The organism is Exiguobacterium aurantiacum DSM 6208, assembly GCF_000702585.1.
Taxonomy (GTDB): domain Bacteria; phylum Bacillota; class Bacilli; order Exiguobacteriales; family Exiguobacteriaceae; genus Exiguobacterium; species Exiguobacterium aurantiacum.
Map to the genome: position 1 here is coordinate 250,661 of NZ_JNIQ01000001.1, position 23,643 is coordinate 274,303.

The window sequence follows — 23,643 nt, forward strand, 5'->3', positions numbered from 1 at the left end:
TTCTCACCTCTACCTTCAGTATACCCGCTAAGTGAAATCGACAGAAGACGGCACAAAAAGGTGGTATAGTTACCTAAAAGAAACCATAAAGGAGAGAACGGTGTGACGATAATATCAAGCTGCGAAGTGGATACGGCGCTCGAACTGATTACCGGTAAATGGAAGCCATCGATTTTACTCGCACTCATCAACGGAAATACGCTCCGGTTCAGCGAGCTGAAACGTTCGCTGCCGAACATTAGTCAAAAGATTTTGACAGCCCAACTTCGTGACTTAGAAGAGCAAGATATCATCATTCGGACCGTCTATCCGGAAGTTCCGCCTCGCGTCGATTATCGGTTGAGCGAATACGGACAGACGCTGATCCCGGTCCTTGAGACGATGAACGCGTGGGGCATCCGCCATGCAGAACACATGCGTCAAAAGTAACTTGTCCACATGTGGATAACCCAATTCCACACTTAACCCCACTACTTATCCACAGGAGGCCTTTATGATTCGTTATCCCCAGCTGACCGGCAGAACGGTCGGCGTCACGGCGCCGTCGTCCGGCATCCCGACCGAGCTCCATCATTTACTCCATGAAGCGGAGAAGACGTTCGCGAGTCGTGGTTTCACGTTACGTTTTCAGCCGTCGAGCTGGACGCAGTCAAACGCCAAGTCGGCGCCTGCTGAAGTCCGCGCCCATGAGTTGACGGCGCTGTTTCAAGACGAAGCAATCGATTTGATCATCCCACCGTGGGGCGGGACGCTGTTGATTGAAATTTTAGACCGCATCGCGTGGGACGAGCTGCCGGCGAAATGGATGCTCGGTTATTCCGACGTCAGCTTATTTCTATTCGTTTATACGTTAAAGACCGGCATCGCCTCAGCGCACGGGACGAACCTCGTCGATCTTCGCGGCGAGGAGTGGGACGAGACGAGTTCACGCTGGCTCGACGTCGTCTCGGCAAAAGAAGGCGAGACCGTCATTCAACGCTCCTCTGAGCACTATCAAAAAGAGTGGCAACACGGGAATCCGACTCCGCACATCTACCATTTGACCGAGACGACCGAATGGAAGTCAATTGGCGGCAACGAAGCGACAGGACGATTGCTCGGCGGCTGTATCGATGTCTTGTTGCATACGATCGGGACGCCTTATGGTGACATCGCTTCGTTTCAACGGGAGCGCTTGAACGGGGAGCCGATCCTTTGGTACTTTGAGAACGCCGAGCTCGACGTCCCCGCACTCAAACGGACCCTCCTTCAAATGAAGTGGGCCGGTTGGTTCGATCACGCGAGCGGTATTTTGTTCGGGCGAAGCGAAGCGAAGCGCAGCAATCGGTCCAAGGGTATACGGCCGAAGAGGTTTACGCTGAACTTCAAGACATGCTCAATGTGCCGATCATCTATGACATCGACTGTGGCCATGTGCCGCCCCAACTGACGCTCATCAACGGTGCCCACGCCTCGATTCAAGTCGAGGATGGGAAAGGAACACTCATTCAAACGTTCAAGGGCTGAGCAATCAGCCCTTGATTTTTTGTAAGAGACCCGTCAAATGTGTCCGATAAAACCCGTTCGGAAACTTCTCGACAGCTTCCTGGATGGAAGGTACCAAATCGATCCCGCATCCATAGCTCGCTCCAATCAACACCCCTTCAAAGTAGACGGCTTGATCAATCAAGCTGTGCGACTTCCAACCATCCATGCCGTTCCATAAAGAATTGAATGCAGCATTTCCAGATTCTTTATTTCCTTTCATCGCATGATAAACACCTTTGGACATCTCAATCGCAGCGACAAACGTATAGTCATCGGCTAACAACTGTTCCATCTCCTGGATGTGATGCCCGAGTTGTTCGACACGTCGATAATGAATCGCGTACAGCGCTTCCGACAATGCCAGACGTACTTTCGCCACGTGATCATCCGTGAACTGAATATACTGTCTCGCTTTTAAAAACGCCTCGTTGATCCGTTGTTCGTCCTTCAGATACAACGAACACAGCGCAATCGTTCGATGGACATCGTCAGCTCGATAATACGTCCGTGTTTGGTGCATATGTCTCAAGGCGCCGTCCAAATGTCGGATAGCACCCTGAAGATTCCCCTCATACGTCAGTTCCTTCATGACGAGTAGCATGCTATATTCCGTCCGTGTCCTTGACGACATATTACGAATGTCCATGAGCTCCATTTGTTCAATTTGCGCGCTCGCTTCGTCAAACTGATTCCATAGGATATAGTAATAAGCCTTTCCAATAAGCGCCATCACCAGCTCATTCTTTTCACCTAGCCGTTCAAATATCGAAATGGCCTGGTCGTAGTAGGACAGTAGCTTATCACGATTCGAATCGTGCTCCATGTTGTCGCCCATGATCACGAACGCTTTTCCTTGCCAAACCGAGTTCATTTCTATCGAGAGATAAGGTTCTAACGCCTCATTTGTCGCTTCTTCCGACCAAGGAGTGAGACTTAATTGCGCATACTCGATCTCTTCCACAAGTCGTTGCAACTCTTCTTCTTTTGGATCAACGAGCAGCGACTGCACCGGCACGTCTAGTCGTTTCGCGATCTCGCGCAGGCTGCGCATCGACGCCTCCGCCTTGCCATTCTCAATCATGCTGAGCATCGATTTCGTGATAATCCCTTCAGCGAGTTGGCTTTGTGTCAGTTTTTTTTCTTTTCGTAACGCTTTAATCTGTTGTCCAATCATAGAGCACCTCTCGAAAGTTAAATTTAATTGAACTTTTTTATATACAAACAGGGTTCTGTCGTTTACTATAAAGTTAAATCAGGTTGAACTTAATAGTAAAGGAGAATCTGTATGACAACCACATCATCAAATTTGTACGTCTTGTTGCTCGGAAAGTTCATGTCACTGTTCGCCTCAAGCTTGTTCACGTTCGTCGCTGGATTGACAGTGCTCACGACGTCAGGGTCGGGGCTTCAGTTCGCCCTCGTCTTACTCGCAGGAACGTTGCCCCGTGTGTTGCTTTCTCCGTTTGCCGGCGCGTATGCCGACAAATTGAACCGCAAGCTCGTCATCATCACGATGGAATCACTCAACGCCCTCTTGTTTTTCTTGGCCGGGCTCGCAAGTCTCGTCTGGACGTTCGGCGTCCCTGCTTTCTTGATTATCACATGTCTGCTCTCCGTCGTCTCGACTTTCTTATCGGTCACGCTGACAAGTTCAATTCCACTCTTGTTTGACGAGAACGGACTCCAACGCGCCAACTCGCTCATCCAAAGCATCATCTCCGTCTCGAGCATCGGTACACCACTGTTGGCCGGAGCACTGTTCACGTTGCTACCCGTCTCCACGTTCTTGTTCAGCTCTTCCTTCTTGTTCATCGTTGCCGCCTTGTTTGCCTCCCGCCTCACATTCCGAGCGTACGAACATGTTCCTACCGATCAATCGACGTGGGACGACGTCCGTTCCGGCTTTCGCTACTTGAAACGACAACGGGTCCTGTGGACGTTGACCGTTCTCGCGGCGTTTCTCAACTTCTTCTTCGTCGCTTCAGAGGTACTATTTCCGATTGCCGCATTACAGGAAATCGGCGTCAGCCCCCTCCAGTTCGGCTTTTTGGAAAGCATGTTCGCCGTCGGCTTTTTAGTCGCCTCGCTCGCCCACGCGTTACCGCTCTTTAAAATCAAATATCGTTTAGCGACAACTCGGACGGCGCTCATGATCATCAGTTGCCTATTCATCGCGCCGGCGGTCCCGCTTTATTACAACTTCTCGGTCACGCCGGCCATCGTCTTCCTGACAGGGTTCGCCTTACTGAGTGGATTTTTCATCATCCGCGTTAATATTCCGATTCAATTGTTCTTACAAACGAATACGGAGCCGAGTTATCTCGGCCGGGTCATGGGCGTCCTCGAATCACTCGCCATGGGCATCACGCCGCTAGGATTTGTATTATTCGGGGCACTCAGTGAGTGGGTATCGACTGCGCTCCTATATGCGATTTGTATGGTCTGTCTGCTGTCGCTTACGTTGTTCGCGATGCACCGGATCCGGCACGACATCGCTGCTGAAAAGGCGGTCGTCCTCGGCGAATCTGAAAGTGCCTCGGCCCATCAGTGAACGCAAAAAGACATCGAACGTGTTCAGTTCGATGTCTTTTCTGTTGATGGGAGGACTCGCTTCTCCAATAGAAACGGTCCGAGCGGGATGACCGACGCCATGACCGCCATGACCAAAACCTTGAAGCCCCAGCTAAAGCGCCATGCCATGTAAACGGCGGCCGCCACGTACGCGACAAACAAGAAACCGTGGGCCGCGCCGACGATGCTGACGGCGAGCGGCATACCTGCTAAATACTTGAGTGGCATCGCAATCAATAAGAGGAGCAGGAATGACATTCCTTCCGTATATCCGAGCCATTTAAACTGTGTAGCGTTCATGATCGTTCTCCTTTTCAATCTATGCTACGTTCATCGTAGCCGAAGAACGAGCGGTTTGTCACAGGAGAATGTCATAAATTCGTCACGCTATTTGACGATTTGGTGAACGGTGCATGACTTTCGTTTCGACGAACTTGCGAAGGAACAAACCGTCGACCCCGATTTTCCCAGCGTTATAGCCGGCGACGAGGATAAGGACCGAGACGATGAGCATCGTCGGGTTCGTGCTGACCGTACCAGAGAGCAAGAACGCCATGTTCATGACGAGACCGAAGAAGGCAGCGCTGCGAGTCAAAGCACCGAGCAAGAGCCCGAGACCGACGAGAACCTCACCGTACGGGATCAAGATGTCAAACAAGGCAGCGTTCGGGATCGCGAATCCTTCCAGGAAAGCGGCCCACCAACCTGCGACGGCTGGATGGTCACCTGTAGCGAGCGACGCCGCGTTTTGAAGATACCCGCCTGACGAGAAGTCGCCTGTGACTTTGCCCCATCCGGCTGTGAGCCAGTGATAACCGAGCCAAATCCGAAGCACGGTCAAGATGCCGGTCGCGATGTTATGGTTTTGCCAAAACTTTGTGAACATGATAATTCCTCCTTGTTATGTTGAATGATGACTCATATGTGATTACATTCACAATATATCATCCATGTTCACCTTTTCACATAGGCTATGACAATCGTTCACGATTCGTTCATATGTGCGACACATGTCAGTCACTTTTTGGAAATTGGTCAATAAAAAAGACGTCCCTTTCGACGTCTCTTCTTTACATTATAAAGTCACTTCTTGCGGTGCTTGACCTTTTTTATTCATCACGCGCATCGATTGCGGTGAGATTTTCAAGATGACGAGTTTCGGATCATCCGGTCCCTCGAACCAGCCTTCGAGCTTCTCATTCCACACTTTCTCTTTCATCGACTCGTCATCCGACACGGTCGTCTCACCTAAAATCTCGAGATACGTGTCCCCGACTCCATCCCCGTCATAACCAATTAAAATGTGCGTGTACGGATTGTTTTGCAACTCGTCCACTTTATCCGTATCTTTTGAAGTTGCGGTATAGAGTGTCAACTCATCATGGAAAAACGTCATATAGCGGCTGTGCGGCTTCCCTTTGTAAACGGTAGCCATCGTTCCCACGTTACTATGGTCTAGAATCTGTTTTGCCGTTTGTAATGCATCCATTCTAAAAAACCTCCTTGTAATCGTCACTCGTATACTCTTTCCCCGGGGACAAGCGATTAAACACACGGACACAAAAAAACCTGCTCGCCGAAGCGAACAGGTTATCATATTCCTTAGAAAGGAAGATTAGATTTTTTCAACGTTAGAAGCTTGTGGTCCACGAGCTCCGTCAGTGATTTCGAAAGTTACTGCTTGGCCTTCTTCAAGTGTCTTGAAGCCGTCGCCTTGGATTGCTGAGAAGTGTACGAATACGTCGTCTCCGCCTTCCATTTCGATGAAGCCGTAACCTTTTTCTGAGTTAAACCATTTTACTTTACCTGTGTTCATAATGAACCCTCCTGAAATAAACGCTGTGCGTTCTAGTAGTGCCTTACTAGAAAAAACTGACCAATAAAAAATCACAAACCTATAGGATTATCTTAAACGAAAAATAATCCAAAGCGTTTTGTGAATTATGTTTCCAGCTATTCTTAATTAAGCACATATGTAATATACCACGGATAAATGCTTCTGTCTACTAAATACTTCGGTTTGCTAAAAATACTTTAAAAACGGGTAGATTCAAGTGAATCGATTGCTAGGAGGAGACGAAGATGATGGACCGAATCAACCCGAAACAAATTCGCGCAAGCATCGCAGCCCATTCCAATTGGAACGAAGACGAGTTGCTTTCCGACACACTTGCTTGGCATGCGGCGACGAGACGGAATCGCTATCCCGATCAACGGAAGACGTACGCGTCACGCATACCGCTGACGGAACGGATCACCCCCGTGACGAGTTCCCTCCCGCTCGAGATCGTCGATGATCTCGTCCGCCCCGTCTGGATGCGTCGGCTTGATGCCGAATATTTAAACTTGAGACAAGCAACGATACGACGCATCGATGTGACCGAGTACGGGGCCGTCGGGGATGGCAAGACCGACTGCACGCTCGCCTTTCGCCTCGCCCTGCGCTCGAATCGTCATGTGTACGTTCCGGCTGGCGTTTATGTCGTGCGAGGCATCCGTATCCCATCTAATTGTGTGCTCGAAGGGGCGGGGCAGGACGAAACGACGATCAAGCTTCACGACCAGGCACCTAAATATCGGCGACTGCTCCGGAATGCGACCCCATTTCTCGGAAACCACCATATCGAAATCGCCCATCTGACACTTGACTGGAACGTCGACCGACTCGGTGCTGTGGACCGAACGTCTAGCGGGGATACGGCTTCAAGCGCGTTGACACTCGCACACGTCACGTTCGGATGGGTTCATCACGTGACGGCGAAAAACGCCGGGCTGCACGCGTTTGATATTACCGCCCCTCATTACCACTATCTCGGTGACGGCTTACGTGCAGCGAAAGGAAGCCGCTACGTCTGGCTCGACCGTTGCGAGGCGACGAATTACGGGGATGACGGCATTACGACGCATCATAGTGACGCCATCTACGTCACGAACTGCTACTGTCATCATCCACACGGTCGGACCCACACATCCGGCTTCTCGAATTCAAACGGCATCGAGGTCGATGACGGGTCACGGCATGTCGTGCTCGTGAATAACATGACCGAGGGCTGTTTCGGCGGGATCGAGGTCAAAGCACATGCGACGTCCTCGGCCGCCCACGACGTCCATATTTTTGGTCACATTTCATACCATGACAATCGCTCGTACAACTTCCGGCATATCGGCCATCACTTGGCGGACGACCCGGACTCGAAGACGGCCCGTTTCATATCAGGCACGAACTTGGTCTCCATTGAACCGATCCGTTCCCCACTGTATAAGCGATCGTCTCCGCGCAGTCTCGTCGTGTCCGCTTATCAAGACGTATTCATTCATGGTTTCACGGCCGTCGGTGATCCGACCTACGATTATGAAGCCAATCCCGCCCTTGCCATTCAGTATAAATCACGTGACGTCCGCTTGAAACGGATCGCGACGAGCGGTTTCATGTCAGGACGCGCCGACATCGAGCTGTTCGGGGGAGCGAACCGGACCGACCGGATTACCGTCGAAGATGTGACGTGCCGACATTCGGCACCGATTGCCATTAAAATCGGAGGACGACTCTCGACAGTGACGCTTCGCCACATCGAAGGCGAACAAAAGGGAGGAGATGCGCTCATCTCCTCCCAAAGTCCACTCGATGCCCGCGACTTGTTCGCTTACGGATTTTCAGAACGGGTGCGGAGCGACGCTTGAGCTGACTCGACTAGTTCGTCTAACCGCGCTTCATCCAAGTTGAGTGAGCTGACCGTCTGCTTCGCCATCATTCGAACGATGGCTTTATCGAGGAACCCCATCCGCTCAAAGTCATAGCCACTACCGACGACTTCGACGAAGTAGGCGTGCGCCCATAACGGTTCACCGTACGCACCTTCGAGTTCACGTTGCCGTTCTGCCGCGGTCGGCGTCCCGGCGCACAAGTACAACCCGAGCGGACGTTCGAGCAATGGTCCCTCGTTTTGCTTCAACCAGTCCGTTAACTCATCTTGGACTTTTCCCATCCGAATGGAGCCTCCGACGATAACATGGTCGATCGTCCCCCAATCGACGCCCGGTTCGTCGACCAAATTTTGCACGTGGACGTTTCCAGACAGACGTTCAGCCAAAAGATGGGCGACTTTCTCACTCGTACCGTAACGCGACGTATACGCAATCAACGTCTTCATCTCGTTTCCCCCTTTGAAAGTCAGAGTCTATTTTTCTTATTCCCGATTACTGGAGAGAATATATAGGCCAGAAAAAAACTCGCCGCTCGGGCGAGTTTTTTTTTTGTCATAGTTTGTACACTTGTGCCTCGTATGGGCGAAGCGTGAACGGTTCAATCGGCTCCATGTTGCCGATGACACGTTCATTCACTTCATACGGAAGCGTTCTTGTTTGCGTCTCGGCTGAGAAGTTACATAGGACGAGCCACGTTTCCCCGTCGAGCGTGCGCGTGAACGCATAGATGGCTTCGTCTTCCGGAAGCAATAACTCATACTTCCCGTAGACGACGACCGGATTTTGTTTCCGCAACGTGATCAGCTGACGATAGTAATGGAAGAGCGAGTCTGGATCGTTTCGTGCCGCTTCCGCGTTCACCTCAATGTAGTTCGGGTTAACGTCGATCCATGGCGTACCCGTCGTGAACCCGCCTTGCGCCTCAGCCGACCATTGGACCGGTGTCCGCGAATTATCACGTCCACGGGCGTGGATGCCACGGAAGATTTCCTCGTGCGTCAACAAGCCGTTCGATGTGTAATCGCGATACGCATTGAGCGTCTCGATGTCACGATACTTCTCGATCGAGTCGAACGCGACGTTTGTCATCCCGAACTCTTCCCCTTGATAAATATAAGGCGTCCCTTTCAACATGTGCAAAAGTGTCGCGAGCATCTTGCCGGAGACGACACGGTACTCGTCTGAATCGTTACCGAAACGTGAAATCGCCCGCGGTTGGTCATGGTTACTCCAATAAAGGCTGTTCCACCCTTCTTCGTCAAGCCCTTCTTGCCAACGGGAGAAGATCGTCTTCAAGTCCGTCAAGTTCCAGTCGGTCGGGTTCCACTTCCCGAAACTGCCGTTGCCGACGTCGACGTGTTCGAAATGGAACACCATGTTCAACTCGTTCCGGTCTTCTCCCGTATAAAGCTTCGCTTCCTCGACGCTGACGCCCGGCATCTCGCCGACCGTGATCGTGTCGTACTTCGATAACACTTCCCGGTTCATCTCTTGCATGAACTCGTGGATGCGGGGGCCATTGAAGAAGAATGGTGTCCCGTCTCCGTACCCGGTGCCGCGCGTCTCCCCGTCCGGATAGCTCTGATCTTTTGAAATCATGTTGATGACGTCCATCCGGAAACCGTCGACGCCTTTATCGAGCCAATACGTCATCAAATCGTATACTTCCCGGCGCAACGTCTCCGACTCCCAGTTCAAGTCAGGCTGTTTCTTACTGAACAGATGCAAGTAGTATTCATCGCTCGCCTCATCGTATGCCCACGCACTGCCACCAAAGAAAGCGCCCCAGTTTGTCGGCGGTTGACCATCCTTGCCCTTTTTCCAAATGTAGTAGTCTCGGAACGGGCTATCTTTTGAAGAACGAGATTCCATGAACCAGTGGTGCTCGTCTGACGAGTGATTGACAACGAGGTCCATCATGATTTTAATGCCGTGACGGTGTGCCTCTTCAAGCATCGCGTCAAAGTCGTCCATCGTTCCGAACTCATCCATGATGGCACGATAGTCGCGAATGTCGTAACCGTTGTCGTCGTTCGGTGAATCATACACTGGCGATAGCCAGATGACGTCAATCCCGAGTTCAGCCAAATACGACATCTTCTCCGTGATCCCTGGGATGTCCCCAATCCCGTCCCCGTTCGAATCGTTAAAGCTGCGGGGATAAATTTGATACACGACTGCTTCTTTCCACCATTGTTTCATAGTTGTCTCCTCCTCATCATCGGTTCAATCTGACGTCATCATCGTAACCCGTCCCGACGTTCATGCCTATTCATGATATGATCAATATATGCACAATCTTGCTATTATAAAGGAGTGATTCAATGGAAATCGGCTTTTGTGGCTATTCATACCATACCTCCACATATACTTTTCCGTTCGCTAACCGATTGGGCACGTACTTGATCCGCTTGCAGACAGAAGGAGCGGCCCGCGTTCTTGTCAATGGGGAGACGTACGTCACACGTCCTGGTGATTTATTGCTCGTCACACCAGGGGATTACTATGAGTTGAACATCGATACTCCCGCGAGTGGCGACTATCATTTGTTTTGTGCTGGCCCGACGCTCGATGCATGGTGGGCGACGGGAACTCGCTCCAGGGTCACGTCGATCTCGATCGACCCCCGCCTTCTCTCGCTTTGGCAACATATCACTGAAGAAGCGCGACGACCAGTGGATGAACAGAGCACCGCGTTGATCGAAAAGTTGGTCGAGGCGCTTTTACTCATGCTCGACCGATCGATGGTGGACGGCCGGACCAATATCCGTCCCCCTGTCGTGTCTCGCATGATGCGTTATATAGAAAGAAACGTCACAGCAGACTTTAAAATCGTCGATGTCGCCGACGCGGTCGACTTGAGCGTGTCGCGGACCGTGCACCTCTTTAAAGAAGTGACTGGCATGACGATTATCGAGTACGCCCAGTCGATCCGGTTACAGCTCGCCGAAGAGCAAATGCGGTATACACAACACTCGCTCGAACGAATCGCCGAGCTATCCGGTTTTCGAACATACCCATATTTCCATCGCATCTTCAAACGGAAATATGGCGTCGCACCAGGGGTGTATCGCACACTTCAACAAAAAAACGAAAAAAAATAAAAAAAGAGTGATCCATTTTTTGAACCGCTCCGTTAGATGGGTGTAAACAACGACAACACTCACAAAAAAAGGAGCGATTCACATGAAGAAGAAAACAATGAACAAGATTGTAGCACCAGCGTTAGCGTTAGGCTTACTCGTCCCAATCAACGCCCAGGCGGCAGATCACGCACCGACAGCGAGTACACCGGCTGGTGACCTTCGTGCGACCCTCGACCAGTTGCTGTCTGAGCATTACGTCTTAGCGGTCACATCGATGATGAAAGCTTACGACGGAGCACCTGACGCTGAAGTCGCGATGAAAGCGCTCGACCAGAACGCACTCGATGTGACACCGGCTATCGCATCAATCTACGGTGACGAAGGCGCGGCGCAATTCGAAGAAATCTTCGCCGGCCATAACGACTACTCGGCAGACTTCGTCGAAGCAGCCAAGTCAGAGGATCAAGCACTCCGCGCTGAAGCAGAAGCAGAAGTAGATGAATTCGTTGAAGAATTCTCAACGTTCCTCGACGCAGCGACAGAAGGAAACCTTCCAAAAGACGCTGCAGCTGACGTCCTTGAACTTCACGAAGACCAAGTTCTCTCAGTATTCGACAACTATGTCGCAGGTGACTATGAGTCAGCATATATGACGTATCGTGAAGGATACAAGCTCATGTTCGACATCAGTAAAGCCCTCTCAGGTGCAATCGTTACACAAATGCCTGACAAGTTCGATTCACCAGCCGACACACCGGCCGTCGAGCTTCGTTCGACATTGAACAGCCTTGCTGGTGAACACTTCGCCCTCGCCGCAATCGGCATGCAAAAAGGGTACGACCAAGCAGAAGACTTCGACTACGTGAGCTGGGCTGAAGATCAGAACACACTCGATTTCAAAGCAGCCATCGGTTCAGTCTACGGTGATGAAGGTGCGGCCCAGTTCGAGAAAGTATGGAACGGCAACCACATCACAGCCCAAGGTGACATCGTTGCCGCTACACTCGAAGGCGACGAAGCGAAAATCGAAGAAGCCCGCATGAAGCTCGACCAGTTCGCTGTCGACTTCAGCACATTCCTCGACGCGGCGACAGAAGGCAACTTGCCACAAGCTGCCGGTGAAGAAGCAATCAAACAACACGAAGCACTCGTGCTTCAAACGTTCGATCAATATGTAGCCGGTGATGCAGAAGCGGCTTGGATGTCATTCCGTGAAGGATACGCGTTCATGTTCGGTGTTGGTGAGACACTCGGTAACGCGATCGTGACGCAAATGCCTGACAAGTTTGCTGAAACAACGATGCCTGAAGAAATGCCTGAAACAGGTCTCGGTGGTGCACAAAAACAATCGATGAACACACTCTACGCTGGCCTTGCTGTACTTGGCGGAATCTTACTCGCCTTTGTCACACTTCGCAACCGTAAAGTCTCTGAACAATAAGAAATAAGGAGGGAGCCCATGAACAAGCGCCATTTGTTTCTGGCGCTCTCTCTCTTTTGTTTTGGCTTCTGGACGTGGACGAGCGCCCAAGAATCGTCGTCACCACCTGTAGAAGAAAAACAAATAGAGGAGAGTCCAGATTTATCGGCTGAATTCTCACTTCTACAGGAAGAGGTGAAGAAACTTCGGCTCGCAGTGGAAGAAGAAAGCGCCAAGGCCGTAACACCCGTCACCATCCAAATCCCAAAAATCAACGTCGACACCGCCATCGAACAAGTCGGCGTGCTCGAAAACGGACAGATGGGCGTGCCAGCTGATGAGGATCAAGTCGGCTGGTTCGAGCCCGGTGTCAAGCCCGGCAGTAAAGGCAATGCCGTCATCGCCGGACATGTCGACAGTAAGACGGGGCCCGCCGTCTTCTACGAGCTCGACAAACTCGTTGAAGGTGATGAAATCGTCATCGTTGACGAGGCTGGGAACACGCTCCGGTTCGAGGTGACGAAGACCGAGCGGTATGAGACAGCAAGTGCGCCCATTAAAGAAATCTTCGGCGCAACGGATAAACGGAACTTAAACTTGATCACGTGTTCCGGAACGTTCGGCAGTGCCGGTTATGACGAGCGATTCGTCGTCTATACCGAACTCGTCGATGCGGAAGTGCCTCTCGCTGATGACATCGCGCTCGATGTCCCGACGAACGTCGAACTTCGCGGTACGTTCCTCACGTGGCATGCCGTCCGTAATGACACTGTGATTGGATATCGGATTTACCAAGTCATTGACGGGGAGAACGTGCATCTTGAGAGCGTTCCGTCCCATGCCCGAAAAAGTATTGAAGTGCCGGACGAAGGGGCCACCTATTACGTCACGGCAATCGACCGGCTCGGCAATGAATCGAGTCCTTCCGAACAAACGAAATAACACTCGAAAACACGCATCTTTTAGGGCACTGAAAGACCTTCGCGTTATCTGAGCGTGAACTGAAAAGGGGACTGAACCGACTCACGTCGGGACAGTCCCCTTTTCCTTTGGTCTTATCTCGAAGGGTGATGATTCGCTTCAGGTTGACCGCGACTAGTTTGCAGCAGCATATTCGGCAAGTCGGGCATGTATAGCGGCGTGCCGGACGGAAGCACTCGGATGTTGAAGTATTTCAGTGCCATCTACAAAATCTAAGGGCCTTTTGTCTATTTTCCATATATAGTGAATGTAGCAAAAAATACATCGAGTTAAGATAAGGAGTTTCAAATCATGAGGATTCAACTTTCAAAACCTTTTGCAAATCAGTTAACGAGAAGAATTCGCACCATTTGGGGTGTGGACGACACATATTATTGGTACCCTCTCTCCACCTCTCATCGATTCGATGTGATTGCATTCGATAGCGATTACATTGAAGATGTCGATCAAAAAATCGAAGAAATCCAGCAATGGATACGGGACCAAGGGACGGAACAAATATTTGAACTGCATGAGGACCGTACGCTATGGCAAATCGACACCGCTTCATTAGATCCTTGTTATGACGGTCGGTATTTAGAACGTTATTGGTTTGACCAAAAAATGAACTGGATTATTTATGCATCCCATGAAAGTACAATTAGCTTCGGTGGGACTGGATTGATCACATCACTTCAATCCCATTGGTCGGATTGGCAAGAGCATCTGTCTGCTTTAGACAATCGTTTCTTTGAGTAATGAGTTTCACAAAAAAGACGCACCCATTTTTGATGAATGAGTGCGCCGTACTTATACGAAACATGGAATCTGCGGGTTGAACGTCTTGTTGTTCTCCGTCATGATTTGCTTCTTGATTTTGCCTTCTCCGAGGTAGACGATGCGGTCAGCGAGCGCTTCCGCGTCCTCTTCGTCGTGGGTGACGAAGATCGTCGTCGTACCCGTCTGTTTCAAGAGACGGCGCAAGTCGTCGCGGATCCGGTGCTGGAGTGACGTGTCCAAGTTACTGAACGGCTCATCTAAGATGAGGAGGGACGGCTTCGGTGCGAGCGCACGCGCGAGCGCGACACGTTGCTGTTGACCGCCGCTCAATTCGTACGGGAACCGGTGACGGAACTCCGACAAGTTCACGAGCGCAAGCATCTCCTCGACCCGTTCGTTCCGTTCTTTCCGTCCAAGTTTATGAAGGCCAAAACGGATGTTCTTCTCAACGGTCATGTGCGGGAAGAGTGCATAGTCTTGGAACACCATGCCAACACCGCGTTGTTCCGGCGGCATGAATTGGCAGTCGTCACAACAGACGCAATCGTTGACGACGACGACGCCTTGATTCGGCATCTCGAGACCGGCGATGAGGCGTAAAATCGTACTTTTCCCCGAGCCGCTGTCACCAAGAAGCGAGACAATCTCACCTTTTGTGATCGAGAGCGAGAACCCTTTGATCGTCTCTTCGTTCGCACCTTTATAGCTGAAGTGTAAGTCGTTGATTTGAACAAACATTAGTCGGCCTCCTTATCAAGCACCTTATGGAAAACAAAGATCAACAATCCGCTCATGAGCACGATGACGATCGAGGCGAGCGCGGCCTCATGAATCTTCTCGTCACTGACATATTTGAACGCTTGCGTCGCAAGCGTTGAGAAGTTGAACGGTTGTAAAAACAGCGTCAGCGGCAACTCTTTCATGATGTCGATAAAGACGAGGATGAACGCACTCATGATCGCCCCTTTGATCATCGGGATATCAACCCGGAAGAACGTCTGCACGGTCCCCCACCCGAGCATACGCGACGCCTCTGTGAACGACTTTCCGACTTTCTCGAACCCGCTCTCGATCGAGTTGTACCCGATGGCGAGGAAACGAATGACGTAGGCGAAGATGAGCATGATGAGCGTCGTCCGGAATACGAACGTCTGCCCTAAATCTAACGCGAGCGCCACTTTCAACACCCATTCATCTAATAGTAAGAACAATGTGATGACAGCGATGGCGATGGCCGCTCCCGGAATCGAATAGCCGAGCGTCGTCACTTTCGAGATGACACGCGTCATGTTCGACGGGAACAATCGCGTATAGTTGGCGATGATGAGGGCGAACACGAGGATGATCACCGTGGCGATGAAGGCGACGCTCACCGTGTTCCAGACGAGTCGGAAGAATTCCGCTGTGAACACTTGCTCGAACGTCAATACCGTCCAGGCGATGAGCTGGACGAACGGGATGACGAAGGCAATCCCGAACACCGTCGACACGTAACCGAGGACCGCGTAACGATGCCATCCGTTCAGCGGTCTCGGCTTCAGCGGCTTCACTTTCGTCGTCGCATAGCTGAACTGCTTTCTCCCCCGGACGAGCCGTTCCATCGTCAAAATCGCGATGACGAGAATCATGAGCGTCCCGGCGAGTTTAAGCGCAGAAGACGTGTCCTTCATCCCGAACCATGTGCTGAAGATAGCCGTACTGAACGTCTGAATCCCGAAATACTTCACGACCCCATAGTCGTTTAACACTTCCATCAAGACGAGGCTGACGCCGCCGATGATGGCGACGCGAGAAATCGGGATGACGACCGTAAAGAAGATGTCCCATGACCCGCGCCCAAGGATGCGGGCGTTCTCGATCATCGAGGAAGACTGGTTGTGGAGAAAGGCCCTTGTGATCGTATAAATGTACGGATATAAAAAGAGCGTGAAGATGAAGATCGTTCCTTGAATCGTCATGATGTTGAAATACGACTGATTCACGGAAATCCCAAAATCGTTCCGGAGCGTCGTCTGGATGACGCCTGTGTAATTCAAGATCCCATGATACGTATACGCCCCGATATACGGCGGGATGGCGAGCGGTAAGATGAGCGCCCATTTGAAAAATCGACGGAACGGGAAATCATACACGGTGATAAACCAAGCAAGGCTTGTCCCGATAATCGTCGTCAAGACACCGGTCGCGAGCATGATCACGAGCGTGTTCCTCACGTAACGCGGCAACAAATACTCACGGATATGTTGCCAGTTGTCGTTCACCGGTGCGAACAATTCAATCAAAACGATGATCCCGGGCAAGACGATGAACAACAACGCGATAAAGCTAAGGATGGCCCATCCATTCAGTTGTCGTTTCATCGCATACCAGTTCATGCCGTACAGCTCCCATTCTTTCTTTCGATCACTTCCTGTCCCATCATATCAGTTTCCGCCCTCACGTTGTACCGTCAGACTGCCGAGAAACCGAAAAATCTTCGGCCTGAACGTTTGTTCAAGCCGAAGTCGTCTTATTTCCAACCAGATTCGTTCAACACACGGATAGCTTCTTGCTGATTCTCACCGAGCACAGACAAGTTGATGTCTTGCTCTTTGAACTCACCCCATGATTTGAGGAGCTCGTTCGGTTCGACTGATTCATTGACCGGGTATTCGAAGTTTGCACTTGCGAACTGCTCTTGGGCTGACGGGTTAGACATGAACTCCATGAGTTTCTTCGCATTCTCTGAGTTTTTCGACGCTTTCGTCATCGCGATCCCAGAGATGTTGACGTGCGTACCAGTCGTGTCTTGGTTCGGGAAGAACACACCGACTTGTTCCGCGACTTTCTTTTCTTCCGCGTCTTCTGAGTTCAACATGAGACCCATGTAGTACGTGTTCATGATGGCAACGTCACCTTCTCCGGCTACTACCGCTTTCGCTTGGTCACGGTCGTTTCCTTGCGGGTCACGCGCGAAGTTGTTCACGAGGCCTTCTGCCCATTCTTTCGCCTTGTCGACACCGTTCACTTCGATGAACGATGCGAGAAGCGAGATGTTGTACATGTTTTCAGATGGACGAACGAGCACTTTCCCGTTCCACTGTTCTTCTGTGAGTGCTTCATACGTCGACAAGTCTTCAGGATTCACACGGTCTTTCGCATAGACGATGACACGAGCACGCTTTGTGAGACCGAACCACTCATTGTCCGTATCACGGTATTTTTCTGGGATGTTCGACTCAAGCACGTCGCTATCGACCGCTTGAAGATGACCTGATTCTTTCGCTTGGTGCAAGTTTCCGGCGTCCGCCGTGATGAAAAGATCTGCTTCTGTGTTCGACCCTTCTGTATTGAGACGCTCGAGTAGCTCGTCGCCCTTCCCTTCGACAACGTTGACTTTCACACCCGTCTCTTCTTCGAACTGCTTGTAAAGCTCTTTGTCGACGTCGTAATGACGGCTTGAGTAGACGTTGACGACTTTTGACTCTTCCGCCGTCTCATTGTCTCCTGTTGACGTTGTCTCTTCTGTGCTCGCGCAAGCGGCAAGCAAAGATGTCGTAAGTGCTGCCGAAAGTCCTAGTGCCATATACTTTTTGTTCATGTGTAAGTCCCCCACGTTTTAGTCTGTTTATTGGTAATGATAATTACTCTCAATTACTATCATCACTGATAATCATTCTCACGTCAACCTTTTTTTGAAATCGTTTACAGTAGTTATAAATTTATAACTTAACAGTTTTGAGTGCATCATTTCTTGACTTCAAAATGATTTGACATTTATGATGAGAAAGAAAAAACCGTCTGGTCGGTATAGAAAAGAGGGGTACGATGACGAACCGATCGAATGTGACGAAACAAAAATTGTTAGATGCGGCAAGCGACATCATTATGGAGCACGGAGTCCATCAACTCACGTTAGATGAAGTCGCTAAGACGGCTGGCGTGTCAAAAGGTGGATTGCTCTACCACTATCCATCAAAAGAGGCGTTATTGACCGCCATCGTCGAGCGGTTGCAAACAGAACAAAACGACATGTACGAATCGCTTCAACTAGAGGGCTACGGTCCGATCGAGGCGTTCGTGCGACTGTTCGACGAGACGAAGTTGTACCCAGAACGTTCTTCACTCCATATCGATGCCGAGAAGATGATCGCTTTTTTAACATTGTTCGCTGTCGATCAAGACTATGCCGAGCGATGGAAGCACGAAATCGACACGTTCTTCGCGCAGTTTCAACAGACGAGCGATCCCGTTGAGACGATGATTATCCGTTATGCGCTCGAAGGGATGATGATGTCCGAACATTTCCACGTCGGCGTCCCTCCGACAGAATTGAAGCAACAAATCATCGCTCGGTTAATCGAGCGAGCCCGCCGTATCGATACGGAAAACTAATTCGCACGCAGAGGAGAATGGAACCCCATGCAAAAAATCACGTCCTTTTCCGTCAACAACAAGTTCGCAGTCTGGTTGATGACGATCATCTTGACGGCCGCCGGAATCTTCGCCGGTCTCACGATGAAACTTGAAACACTTCCTGACATCACGACACCGACCGTTTCGGTGACAACGATTTACCCAGGAGCATCACCTGAGCAAGTGCTCGACGAAGTGAGCACCGTGCTCGAAGACCGGCTGAAAAGCTTGAACGGAGTCGAACAAGTCCGCTCGAGCTCATTCCAAAACGCGTCGAACATTCAAATCGACTATGATTTCAGCACCGACATGGAATCGGCCGAGCAGCAAGTGAAAGACGCACTCAGTAACGTCGACTTGCCAGAAGCCGTCCAAGACCCGCAAGTGTCGCGCCTCAGCTTTGACGCGTTCCCGGTCATCGGGGCAGCGGTCTCAGATGAGAGCCTCGACTTGGCTGAATTGACGAAGCTCGTCGAGGAAGAGTTGCAACCCGCCCTCGAAGGAGTGGAAGGGGCCCAGCTCGTCCAAATCGCCGGACAAGAGATCCGTCGCGTCGAACTTGAGTTCGACGCCGCCGCCCTCGCCGAATACAATTTGACGGAAGAGACGGTCAAGCAGTTGATTCAAGCGAACGATGCCCGCATCGCCCTCGGCCTATATGAACTCGGGGACTCGGAGCAAGCGGTCGTCATCGACGGCAAGTCTGAGACGCTTGAAGCGTTCCGCGACCTGCAAATCCCATACTCACCAGCCGAATCGCCACAGGCGCCAGGTGTGCCGAGTGAACTCCCGACCGGAGAGACACCGCAACTGCCAACCGACCTGCCGACAGACATTCCGAGTGATATCCCGGCCAACGTGCCGACGTCCGTCCCGACGGTCGCCTTGAGCGAACTCGCGACCATCGAAGACCGTGGTATCGAAGAGTCGATTTCACGTTCGAACGGGGAACGGTCAATCGGCATTCAAGTGACGAAGACGCAAGATGCGAACACGGTCGACGTCGTCAACGCGGTCAAAGACATCCTTGATGATTTTGAAGCGGACTATGAGACGGCCAACGTCTCCATCACGCTTGACCAAGGACAACCGATTGAAGAATCGGTCGAAACGATGGTATCGAAAGCGCTACTCGGCGGGTTATTCGCCATCTTGATCATTCTCGTGTTCCTTCGTAACGTCCGCTCGACGATCATCGCCGTCATCTCGATCCCGCTTTCGCTCTTAATGGCGCTCATCGTCTTGAAGCAACTCGACATTACGCTCAACATCATGACGCTCGGTGCGATGACGGTCGCCATCGGTCGTGTCGTCGATGACTCTATCGTCGTCATCGAAAACATCTATCGCCGTCTCACGCGTCCGAACGAACCGCTGCGCGGCAAAGAACTCATCATTGCCTCGACGAAAGAAGTGTTCATTCCAATCGCTTCTTCGACGATCGTGACAATCGCCGTCTTCTTACCGCTCGGCTTTGTGACCGGCTTTGTCGGCGAGTTGTTCTTGCCGTTCGCATTGACCGTCGTCTTCGCCTTGCTCGCCTCGCTCCTTGTCGCTATTACGGTCGTGCCGATGATGGCCGACTCGTTCTTCAAGAACCGCGACAAGTTGAAACCAGAAGAAGGTCCAGGCAAACTCGCCGAATGGTACCGTGGTGTCCTCGACTGGTCACTCAACCATAAGCTCGTCGTCTTCGGGCTCGCGACGCTCCTCTTGGTCGGTAGCTTCGCGCTCGTCCCGGCCATCGGTGTCAACTTCTTGAACCAAGACTCTGAGAAGACGTTGTTCGTCACGTTCGACCCAGAACCAGGCCAGACGCTCGACGATTCGATCGCAGCGGCTGAAGTCGCGGAAACGTATTTCATGGACGAACAGCCGAACGCGACCGACGTCCAGTTCACGGTCGGCGGCGAAAACCCGCTCAATCCGGGCAACAACAAGCAAGGAATCTTCATCGTTCAATACGACCCGGCCACGAAAGATTTCGCCGACGTCAAACTTTCAGATATCGAACGTTTGAACGAACTCGCCCCTGCCGGTGAGTGGAAAGAGCAAGATTTCACGGGTGGAGGTGCAACGAGCGGCGTGACGTACAACGTCTATGCCAACTCGCTTGAGGATCTCGAGGCGATTGTTCCGACGTTCGTCGAGACGATCGAACAAGAGACCGATTACGTCCGTCAAGCCACGTCTGACTTGCGTGAGTCGTACGTGCAATACACGTTCAACGTCGACCAACAAGCGGCAGCTGAAGCCGGTGTCTCGGCGTTCCAAATCGCTCAAACGATCGGCCAGTTCCAGGCACAGGAAAGCCCGCTCGCCAGTGTGACGGTCGATGACAAACAACTCGATGTCATCATCCCGACCGAACAAGTCACATATGACAGCATCGAAGACTTGCAAGCGCAAGAAATCACGACCCCGTTCGGCCCACGTCCAATCTCGGACTTCATTGAAGTCGAGGAAGGGACGACACCGGACACGCTCGTACAGCGCGACGGCAAGCTCCTCGCCCGTGTCAACGTCGAGCTCAGCACGGACAAAGCGACCGAAGCGTCGGCCGCGATTGAAGAACGCGTGGCAGCGATCGACCTGCCTAGCGGTGTGTCCTACGATATCGGCGGCGTGACAGAACAGATTCAAGAGTCGTTTACGCAACTCGGTCTCGCCATGCTAGCGGCCGTTGCCATCGTCTACTTGGTGCTCGTCATTACGTTCGGCGGCGCCATCACCCCGTTCGTCGTCTTGTTCTCGCTTCCTTATGCGATTATCGGGGGACTCGTCGCCCTTCTCATCACGGGTGAGACGATTTCCGTCTCGGCACTCATCGGGGCGCTCATGTTGATCGGGATCGTCGTCACGAACGCGATCGTCTTGATCGACCGCGTCATCCATAAAGAAGCAGCAGGATTATCGACACGCGAGGCGCTACTTGAAGCGGCCGGTACGCGACTCCGTCCGATCCTCATGACGGCGCTCGCGACGATCGGTGCCTTGTCACCGCTCGCCCTCGGCCTTGAAGGCGGCGCCCTCATCTCGAAAGGACTCGGTGTGACCGTCATCGGCGGACTCACAAGTTCGACGCTATTGACGCTCCTCATCGTTCCGATCGTGTATGAGTTCTTCGCACGGTTCCGTAAACAGAAACAAGCGTAATCAAAAAGAGAGTTGACCATCTGCGGTCGACTCTCTTTTGGCGTTCAATAACATTGCATGATGATTTCCGCTTCTTCGAAACGTTTGGCTCGGAGCGCTTCGGTCGGGATGAGGAAGTAAAGGATGCCGGCATCCCCGAACATGACGTCGAGCTCTTCCGTCGAGTCCATTTGAAAGAGTAGGAACGGATTGGAGAAGCGTTCGCCATGCGTGTCTTCAATCTCTTCGAACACATCGTTTTGGACCGCATCCGGATGTCCGCCGATCGCATGTACTTCGCCTTCATCGAACAGTTCTTCCATCGCCGTGAAATCGTCCTCCGTCATGAGTTCGAGCAACGAATCGACAATCGGGGCATAGCTTTCCTCGAACGCAACATCACGTTCGTTGAGCGCCTCGCCGATCCGAACGCGCTCGAGTGTCGTTTCATTCGTGTAGACGACACGCCACAAATGCCGTTCGTCCGCATCCCCCCACGGCTGTTCATCCAAATCGTAAAAGAATGATAACAGACCTTCCTTAGGTAGCGCCTCGACCGATTCGCATCTAGCGAAATCGCTCAACCGGAACTGAGCCAAAAACGTCAAATTCTCCCCTGGATGGTCGGCTGCACTTACCAAATCAGGATACCCGCCAAATTTGGAGTACCCGATCGCTACTTCCTCCCGCGTTGCGCGCGGGACGAGCTTCACATTGACGCGTTTCTTGAACGCCGCCACAATCTCTTCTCCATGCTCAAGTTCACGTGATTCGATCAACCGCTTTACCGATTGTAGTTCCATTTTCGCACCTCATTTGTATATGATGAAAGTAGTGTAACACACCGAACGTATGTACCCATTATCTTTTTTTGACTAGCCTTTATCTTGACCACGATGTGAAAACTTGAGAAAATGCATACGTTTTGAACTTATACGCGAAAGGATGTCACTCATGCAACTTTTAATCAAATGGATAATCGGCCTTTCGCTCTTATTCGGGTTAAGCGCGCTCGGCAATTGGATTGTCGCGACGCTCGCCTGGAACGTTCCAGGCAACGTCATAGGGATGGTGTTACTGTTGACCTTGCTCATGACGAAAGTGATCCGTGTCGAGTGGATTGAGGATAGTGCCGGGTTTTTGACGAAACACCTCGCTTTTTTCTTTATTCCGATTGCGGTCGGTCTCATGTCCTATAGCGACCTGTTAAAAGCAGAGGGCATCCCGCTCTTTGTCTCCTTACTTATTAGTTTGCTTGTCGGGCTTGTCGTGACCGCAGTCATCTCAGGTAGACGGGGTGAAGCATCATGACGATCTTTTGGGTACTCGTCACGATTGCCGTCTATCTCATCAGTCGGAAGTTGTCTTTTAAATGGGCGTCCCCGTTCACGAACGTCGTCTTCTTGAGCACCACGTTTTTGATTGTGACGCTTCTTTTATCTGGTCAATCGTATGACGTATATGAACCGGCGAAAGACATCATCACCATCCTGCTCGGTCCGGCGACGGTCGCGTTAGGCTTGCCGCTTTATCGCAACTTGCCGACACTGCTCGCGCGGGCGAAACGCGCCCTTGGCGCGATACTTGCCGGTACCGTCTCGACCATACTTGTCGCCGTCATAGTTGGCACAACACTTACATTGACAGACAAAGTACTCATCGGACTCTCGGTCAAATCGGTCACGGCTCCAATCGCCCTCGAACTCGCGAGACAGCTTCAAGGAGATGCGTCGCTTGCCGCTTCGATCACGGTCGCCTGCGGCATACTCGGTGCCATGATCGGACCCATGATTTTAACACTCTTTAACGTGAGTGATCCGTTCACGCGCGGTCTCGCGCTCGGGACAATCAGTCACGGCATCGGTACGGCCCAAGCCGCGACGGAACATCCGCTATCGGGTGCAACAGGTGGGGCTGCGATGGGACTCTCAGCCATTTTCACGTCGTTTTTGCTTCCTTATTTGCTACCATTCCTCATTTAATGACACCCGTCCAGTTTTCAAACAATTTTGATACTTCTCCAAACGGTTCCCGTGCTACACTAAAACGGATGAGAAACGATTT

22 protein-coding genes and 1 pseudogene are annotated in these 23,643 nt (G+C 51.6%); 12 read left to right on the plus strand and 11 right to left on the minus strand.

Annotated elements, in window-relative coordinates; translation table 11 throughout:
• Positions 1-102: 102 nt before the first annotated feature.
• Both P398_RS0101445 and P398_RS15975 read left to right on the plus strand, forming a co-directional pair.
• Positions 103-429: a winged helix-turn-helix transcriptional regulator gene (locus P398_RS0101445; protein WP_029333839.1), complete on the plus strand. Its 327-nt coding sequence runs from the start codon at positions 103-105 to the stop codon at positions 427-429.
• 64 nt (positions 430-493) lie between these two features.
• Positions 494-1,506: pseudogene (locus tag P398_RS15975) on the plus strand (S66 family peptidase).
• A gap of 4 nt (positions 1,507-1,510) precedes the next feature.
• Here P398_RS15975 and P398_RS0101455 read toward each other — a convergent pair.
• Positions 1,511-2,701 carry a helix-turn-helix domain-containing protein gene (locus P398_RS0101455; RefSeq protein WP_029333840.1) on the minus strand — a complete coding sequence of 397 codons (1,191 nt, stop codon included), beginning with the start codon at positions 2,699-2,701 and terminating at the stop codon, positions 1,511-1,513.
• A gap of 111 nt (positions 2,702-2,812) precedes the next feature.
• Here P398_RS0101455 and P398_RS0101460 point away from each other — a divergent pair, with 111 nt between their 5' ends.
• Positions 2,813-4,078, plus strand: a complete 1,266-nt coding sequence (locus tag P398_RS0101460) for an MFS transporter (RefSeq protein ID WP_029333841.1) — start codon at positions 2,813-2,815, stop codon at positions 4,076-4,078.
• A gap of 23 nt (positions 4,079-4,101) precedes the next feature.
• On the opposite strand, the gene P398_RS0101465 is transcribed toward P398_RS0101460, so the two are convergent.
• From P398_RS0101465 to P398_RS0101480, 4 genes are all read right to left on the minus strand, one after another.
• Positions 4,102-4,398, minus strand: a complete 297-nt coding sequence (locus tag P398_RS0101465) for a DUF3817 domain-containing protein (RefSeq protein WP_024370912.1) — start codon at positions 4,396-4,398, stop codon at positions 4,102-4,104.
• Positions 4,399-4,480: 82 nt separating this feature from the next.
• Positions 4,481-4,984, minus strand: a complete 504-nt coding sequence (locus tag P398_RS0101470) for a DoxX family membrane protein (RefSeq protein ID WP_024370913.1) — start codon at positions 4,982-4,984, stop codon at positions 4,481-4,483.
• A 189-nt stretch (positions 4,985-5,173) separates the two neighbouring features.
• On the minus strand, positions 5,174-5,587 hold the full coding sequence (locus tag P398_RS0101475) for a pyridoxamine 5'-phosphate oxidase family protein (RefSeq protein ID WP_024370914.1): 414 nt from the start codon (positions 5,585-5,587) through the stop codon (positions 5,174-5,176).
• 126 nt (positions 5,588-5,713) lie between these two features.
• Entirely contained in the window at positions 5,714-5,914 is a 201-nt protein-coding gene (locus P398_RS0101480; RefSeq protein WP_016507985.1) for a cold-shock protein, read from the minus strand.
• A gap of 266 nt (positions 5,915-6,180) precedes the next feature.
• Between P398_RS0101480 and P398_RS0101485 the strand changes: the two genes are divergently transcribed.
• A complete protein-coding gene (locus P398_RS0101485) occupies positions 6,181-7,779 on the plus strand; it encodes a glycoside hydrolase family 55 protein (protein ID WP_029333842.1) in 1,599 nt (532 codons plus the stop codon).
• Here P398_RS0101485 and P398_RS0101490 read toward each other — a convergent pair.
• Complete coding sequence (locus tag P398_RS0101490) at positions 7,743-8,249, minus strand: flavodoxin domain-containing protein (RefSeq protein ID WP_029333843.1); 507 nt, start codon at positions 8,247-8,249, stop codon at positions 7,743-7,745. The two genes, P398_RS0101485 and P398_RS0101490, sit on opposite strands and share 37 nt — an antisense overlap.
• A gap of 106 nt (positions 8,250-8,355) precedes the next feature.
• A complete protein-coding gene (locus tag P398_RS0101495) occupies positions 8,356-10,005 on the minus strand; it encodes a glycoside hydrolase family 13 protein (protein ID WP_029333844.1) in 1,650 nt (549 codons plus the stop codon).
• Positions 10,006-10,127: 122 nt separating this feature from the next.
• Between P398_RS0101495 and P398_RS0101500 the strand changes: the two genes are divergently transcribed.
• The 4 genes from P398_RS0101500 to P398_RS0101515 all read left to right on the plus strand — a co-directional run bounded on the left by P398_RS0101500 (position 10,128) and on the right by P398_RS0101515 (position 14,028).
• The gene (locus P398_RS0101500; protein WP_029333845.1) at positions 10,128-10,907 is read left to right on the plus strand and encodes a helix-turn-helix domain-containing protein; all 780 of its coding nucleotides are present in this window, start codon (positions 10,128-10,130) and stop codon (positions 10,905-10,907) included.
• An 82-nt stretch (positions 10,908-10,989) separates the two neighbouring features.
• The gene (locus P398_RS0101505) at positions 10,990-12,330 is read left to right on the plus strand and encodes a globin family protein (RefSeq protein ID WP_029333846.1); all 1,341 of its coding nucleotides are present in this window, start codon (positions 10,990-10,992) and stop codon (positions 12,328-12,330) included.
• 18 nt (positions 12,331-12,348) lie between these two features.
• Positions 12,349-13,251: a class F sortase gene (locus tag P398_RS0101510; RefSeq protein WP_029333847.1), complete on the plus strand. Its 903-nt coding sequence runs from the start codon at positions 12,349-12,351 to the stop codon at positions 13,249-13,251.
• 330 nt (positions 13,252-13,581) lie between these two features.
• The gene (locus P398_RS0101515) at positions 13,582-14,028 is read left to right on the plus strand and encodes a hypothetical protein (protein WP_029333848.1); all 447 of its coding nucleotides are present in this window, start codon (positions 13,582-13,584) and stop codon (positions 14,026-14,028) included.
• Positions 14,029-14,079: 51 nt separating this feature from the next.
• Here P398_RS0101515 and P398_RS0101520 read toward each other — a convergent pair whose 3' ends face one another.
• The 3 genes from P398_RS0101520 to P398_RS0101530 all read right to left on the minus strand — a co-directional run bounded on the left by P398_RS0101520 (position 14,080) and on the right by P398_RS0101530 (position 17,629).
• Positions 14,080-14,787, minus strand: a complete 708-nt coding sequence (locus tag P398_RS0101520) for an ABC transporter ATP-binding protein (RefSeq protein ID WP_024370922.1) — start codon at positions 14,785-14,787, stop codon at positions 14,080-14,082.
• The gene (locus P398_RS0101525; RefSeq protein ID WP_034798780.1) at positions 14,787-16,424 is read right to left on the minus strand and encodes an ABC transporter permease; all 1,638 of its coding nucleotides are present in this window, start codon (positions 16,422-16,424) and stop codon (positions 14,787-14,789) included. Before P398_RS0101525 ends, P398_RS0101520 begins: the two co-directional genes overlap by 1 nt.
• A 134-nt stretch (positions 16,425-16,558) precedes the next feature.
• A complete protein-coding gene (locus tag P398_RS0101530) occupies positions 16,559-17,629 on the minus strand; it encodes a Fe(3+) ABC transporter substrate-binding protein (protein WP_024370924.1) in 1,071 nt (356 codons plus the stop codon).
• A gap of 227 nt (positions 17,630-17,856) precedes the next feature.
• Here P398_RS0101530 and P398_RS0101535 point away from each other — a divergent pair, with 227 nt between their 5' ends.
• Positions 17,857-18,423 carry a TetR/AcrR family transcriptional regulator gene (locus tag P398_RS0101535; RefSeq protein WP_024370925.1) on the plus strand — a complete coding sequence of 189 codons (567 nt, stop codon included), beginning with the start codon at positions 17,857-17,859 and terminating at the stop codon, positions 18,421-18,423.
• A gap of 27 nt (positions 18,424-18,450) precedes the next feature.
• Entirely contained in the window at positions 18,451-21,600 is a 3,150-nt protein-coding gene (locus P398_RS0101540) for an efflux RND transporter permease subunit (protein WP_024370926.1), read from the plus strand.
• Between the two features lie 44 nt (positions 21,601-21,644).
• Here P398_RS0101540 and P398_RS0101545 read toward each other — a convergent pair whose 3' ends face one another.
• A complete protein-coding gene (locus P398_RS0101545) occupies positions 21,645-22,382 on the minus strand; it encodes a YwqG family protein (protein WP_029333850.1) in 738 nt (245 codons plus the stop codon).
• Between the two features lie 151 nt (positions 22,383-22,533).
• Here P398_RS0101545 and P398_RS0101550 point away from each other — a divergent pair, with 151 nt between their 5' ends.
• Positions 22,534-22,890, plus strand: a complete 357-nt coding sequence (locus P398_RS0101550) for a CidA/LrgA family protein (protein ID WP_024370928.1) — start codon at positions 22,534-22,536, stop codon at positions 22,888-22,890.
• Complete coding sequence (locus P398_RS0101555) at positions 22,887-23,561, plus strand: LrgB family protein (protein WP_029333851.1); 675 nt, start codon at positions 22,887-22,889, stop codon at positions 23,559-23,561. Before P398_RS0101550 ends, P398_RS0101555 begins: the two co-directional genes overlap by 4 nt.
• The last annotated feature ends 82 nt before the right edge of the window (positions 23,562-23,643 follow it).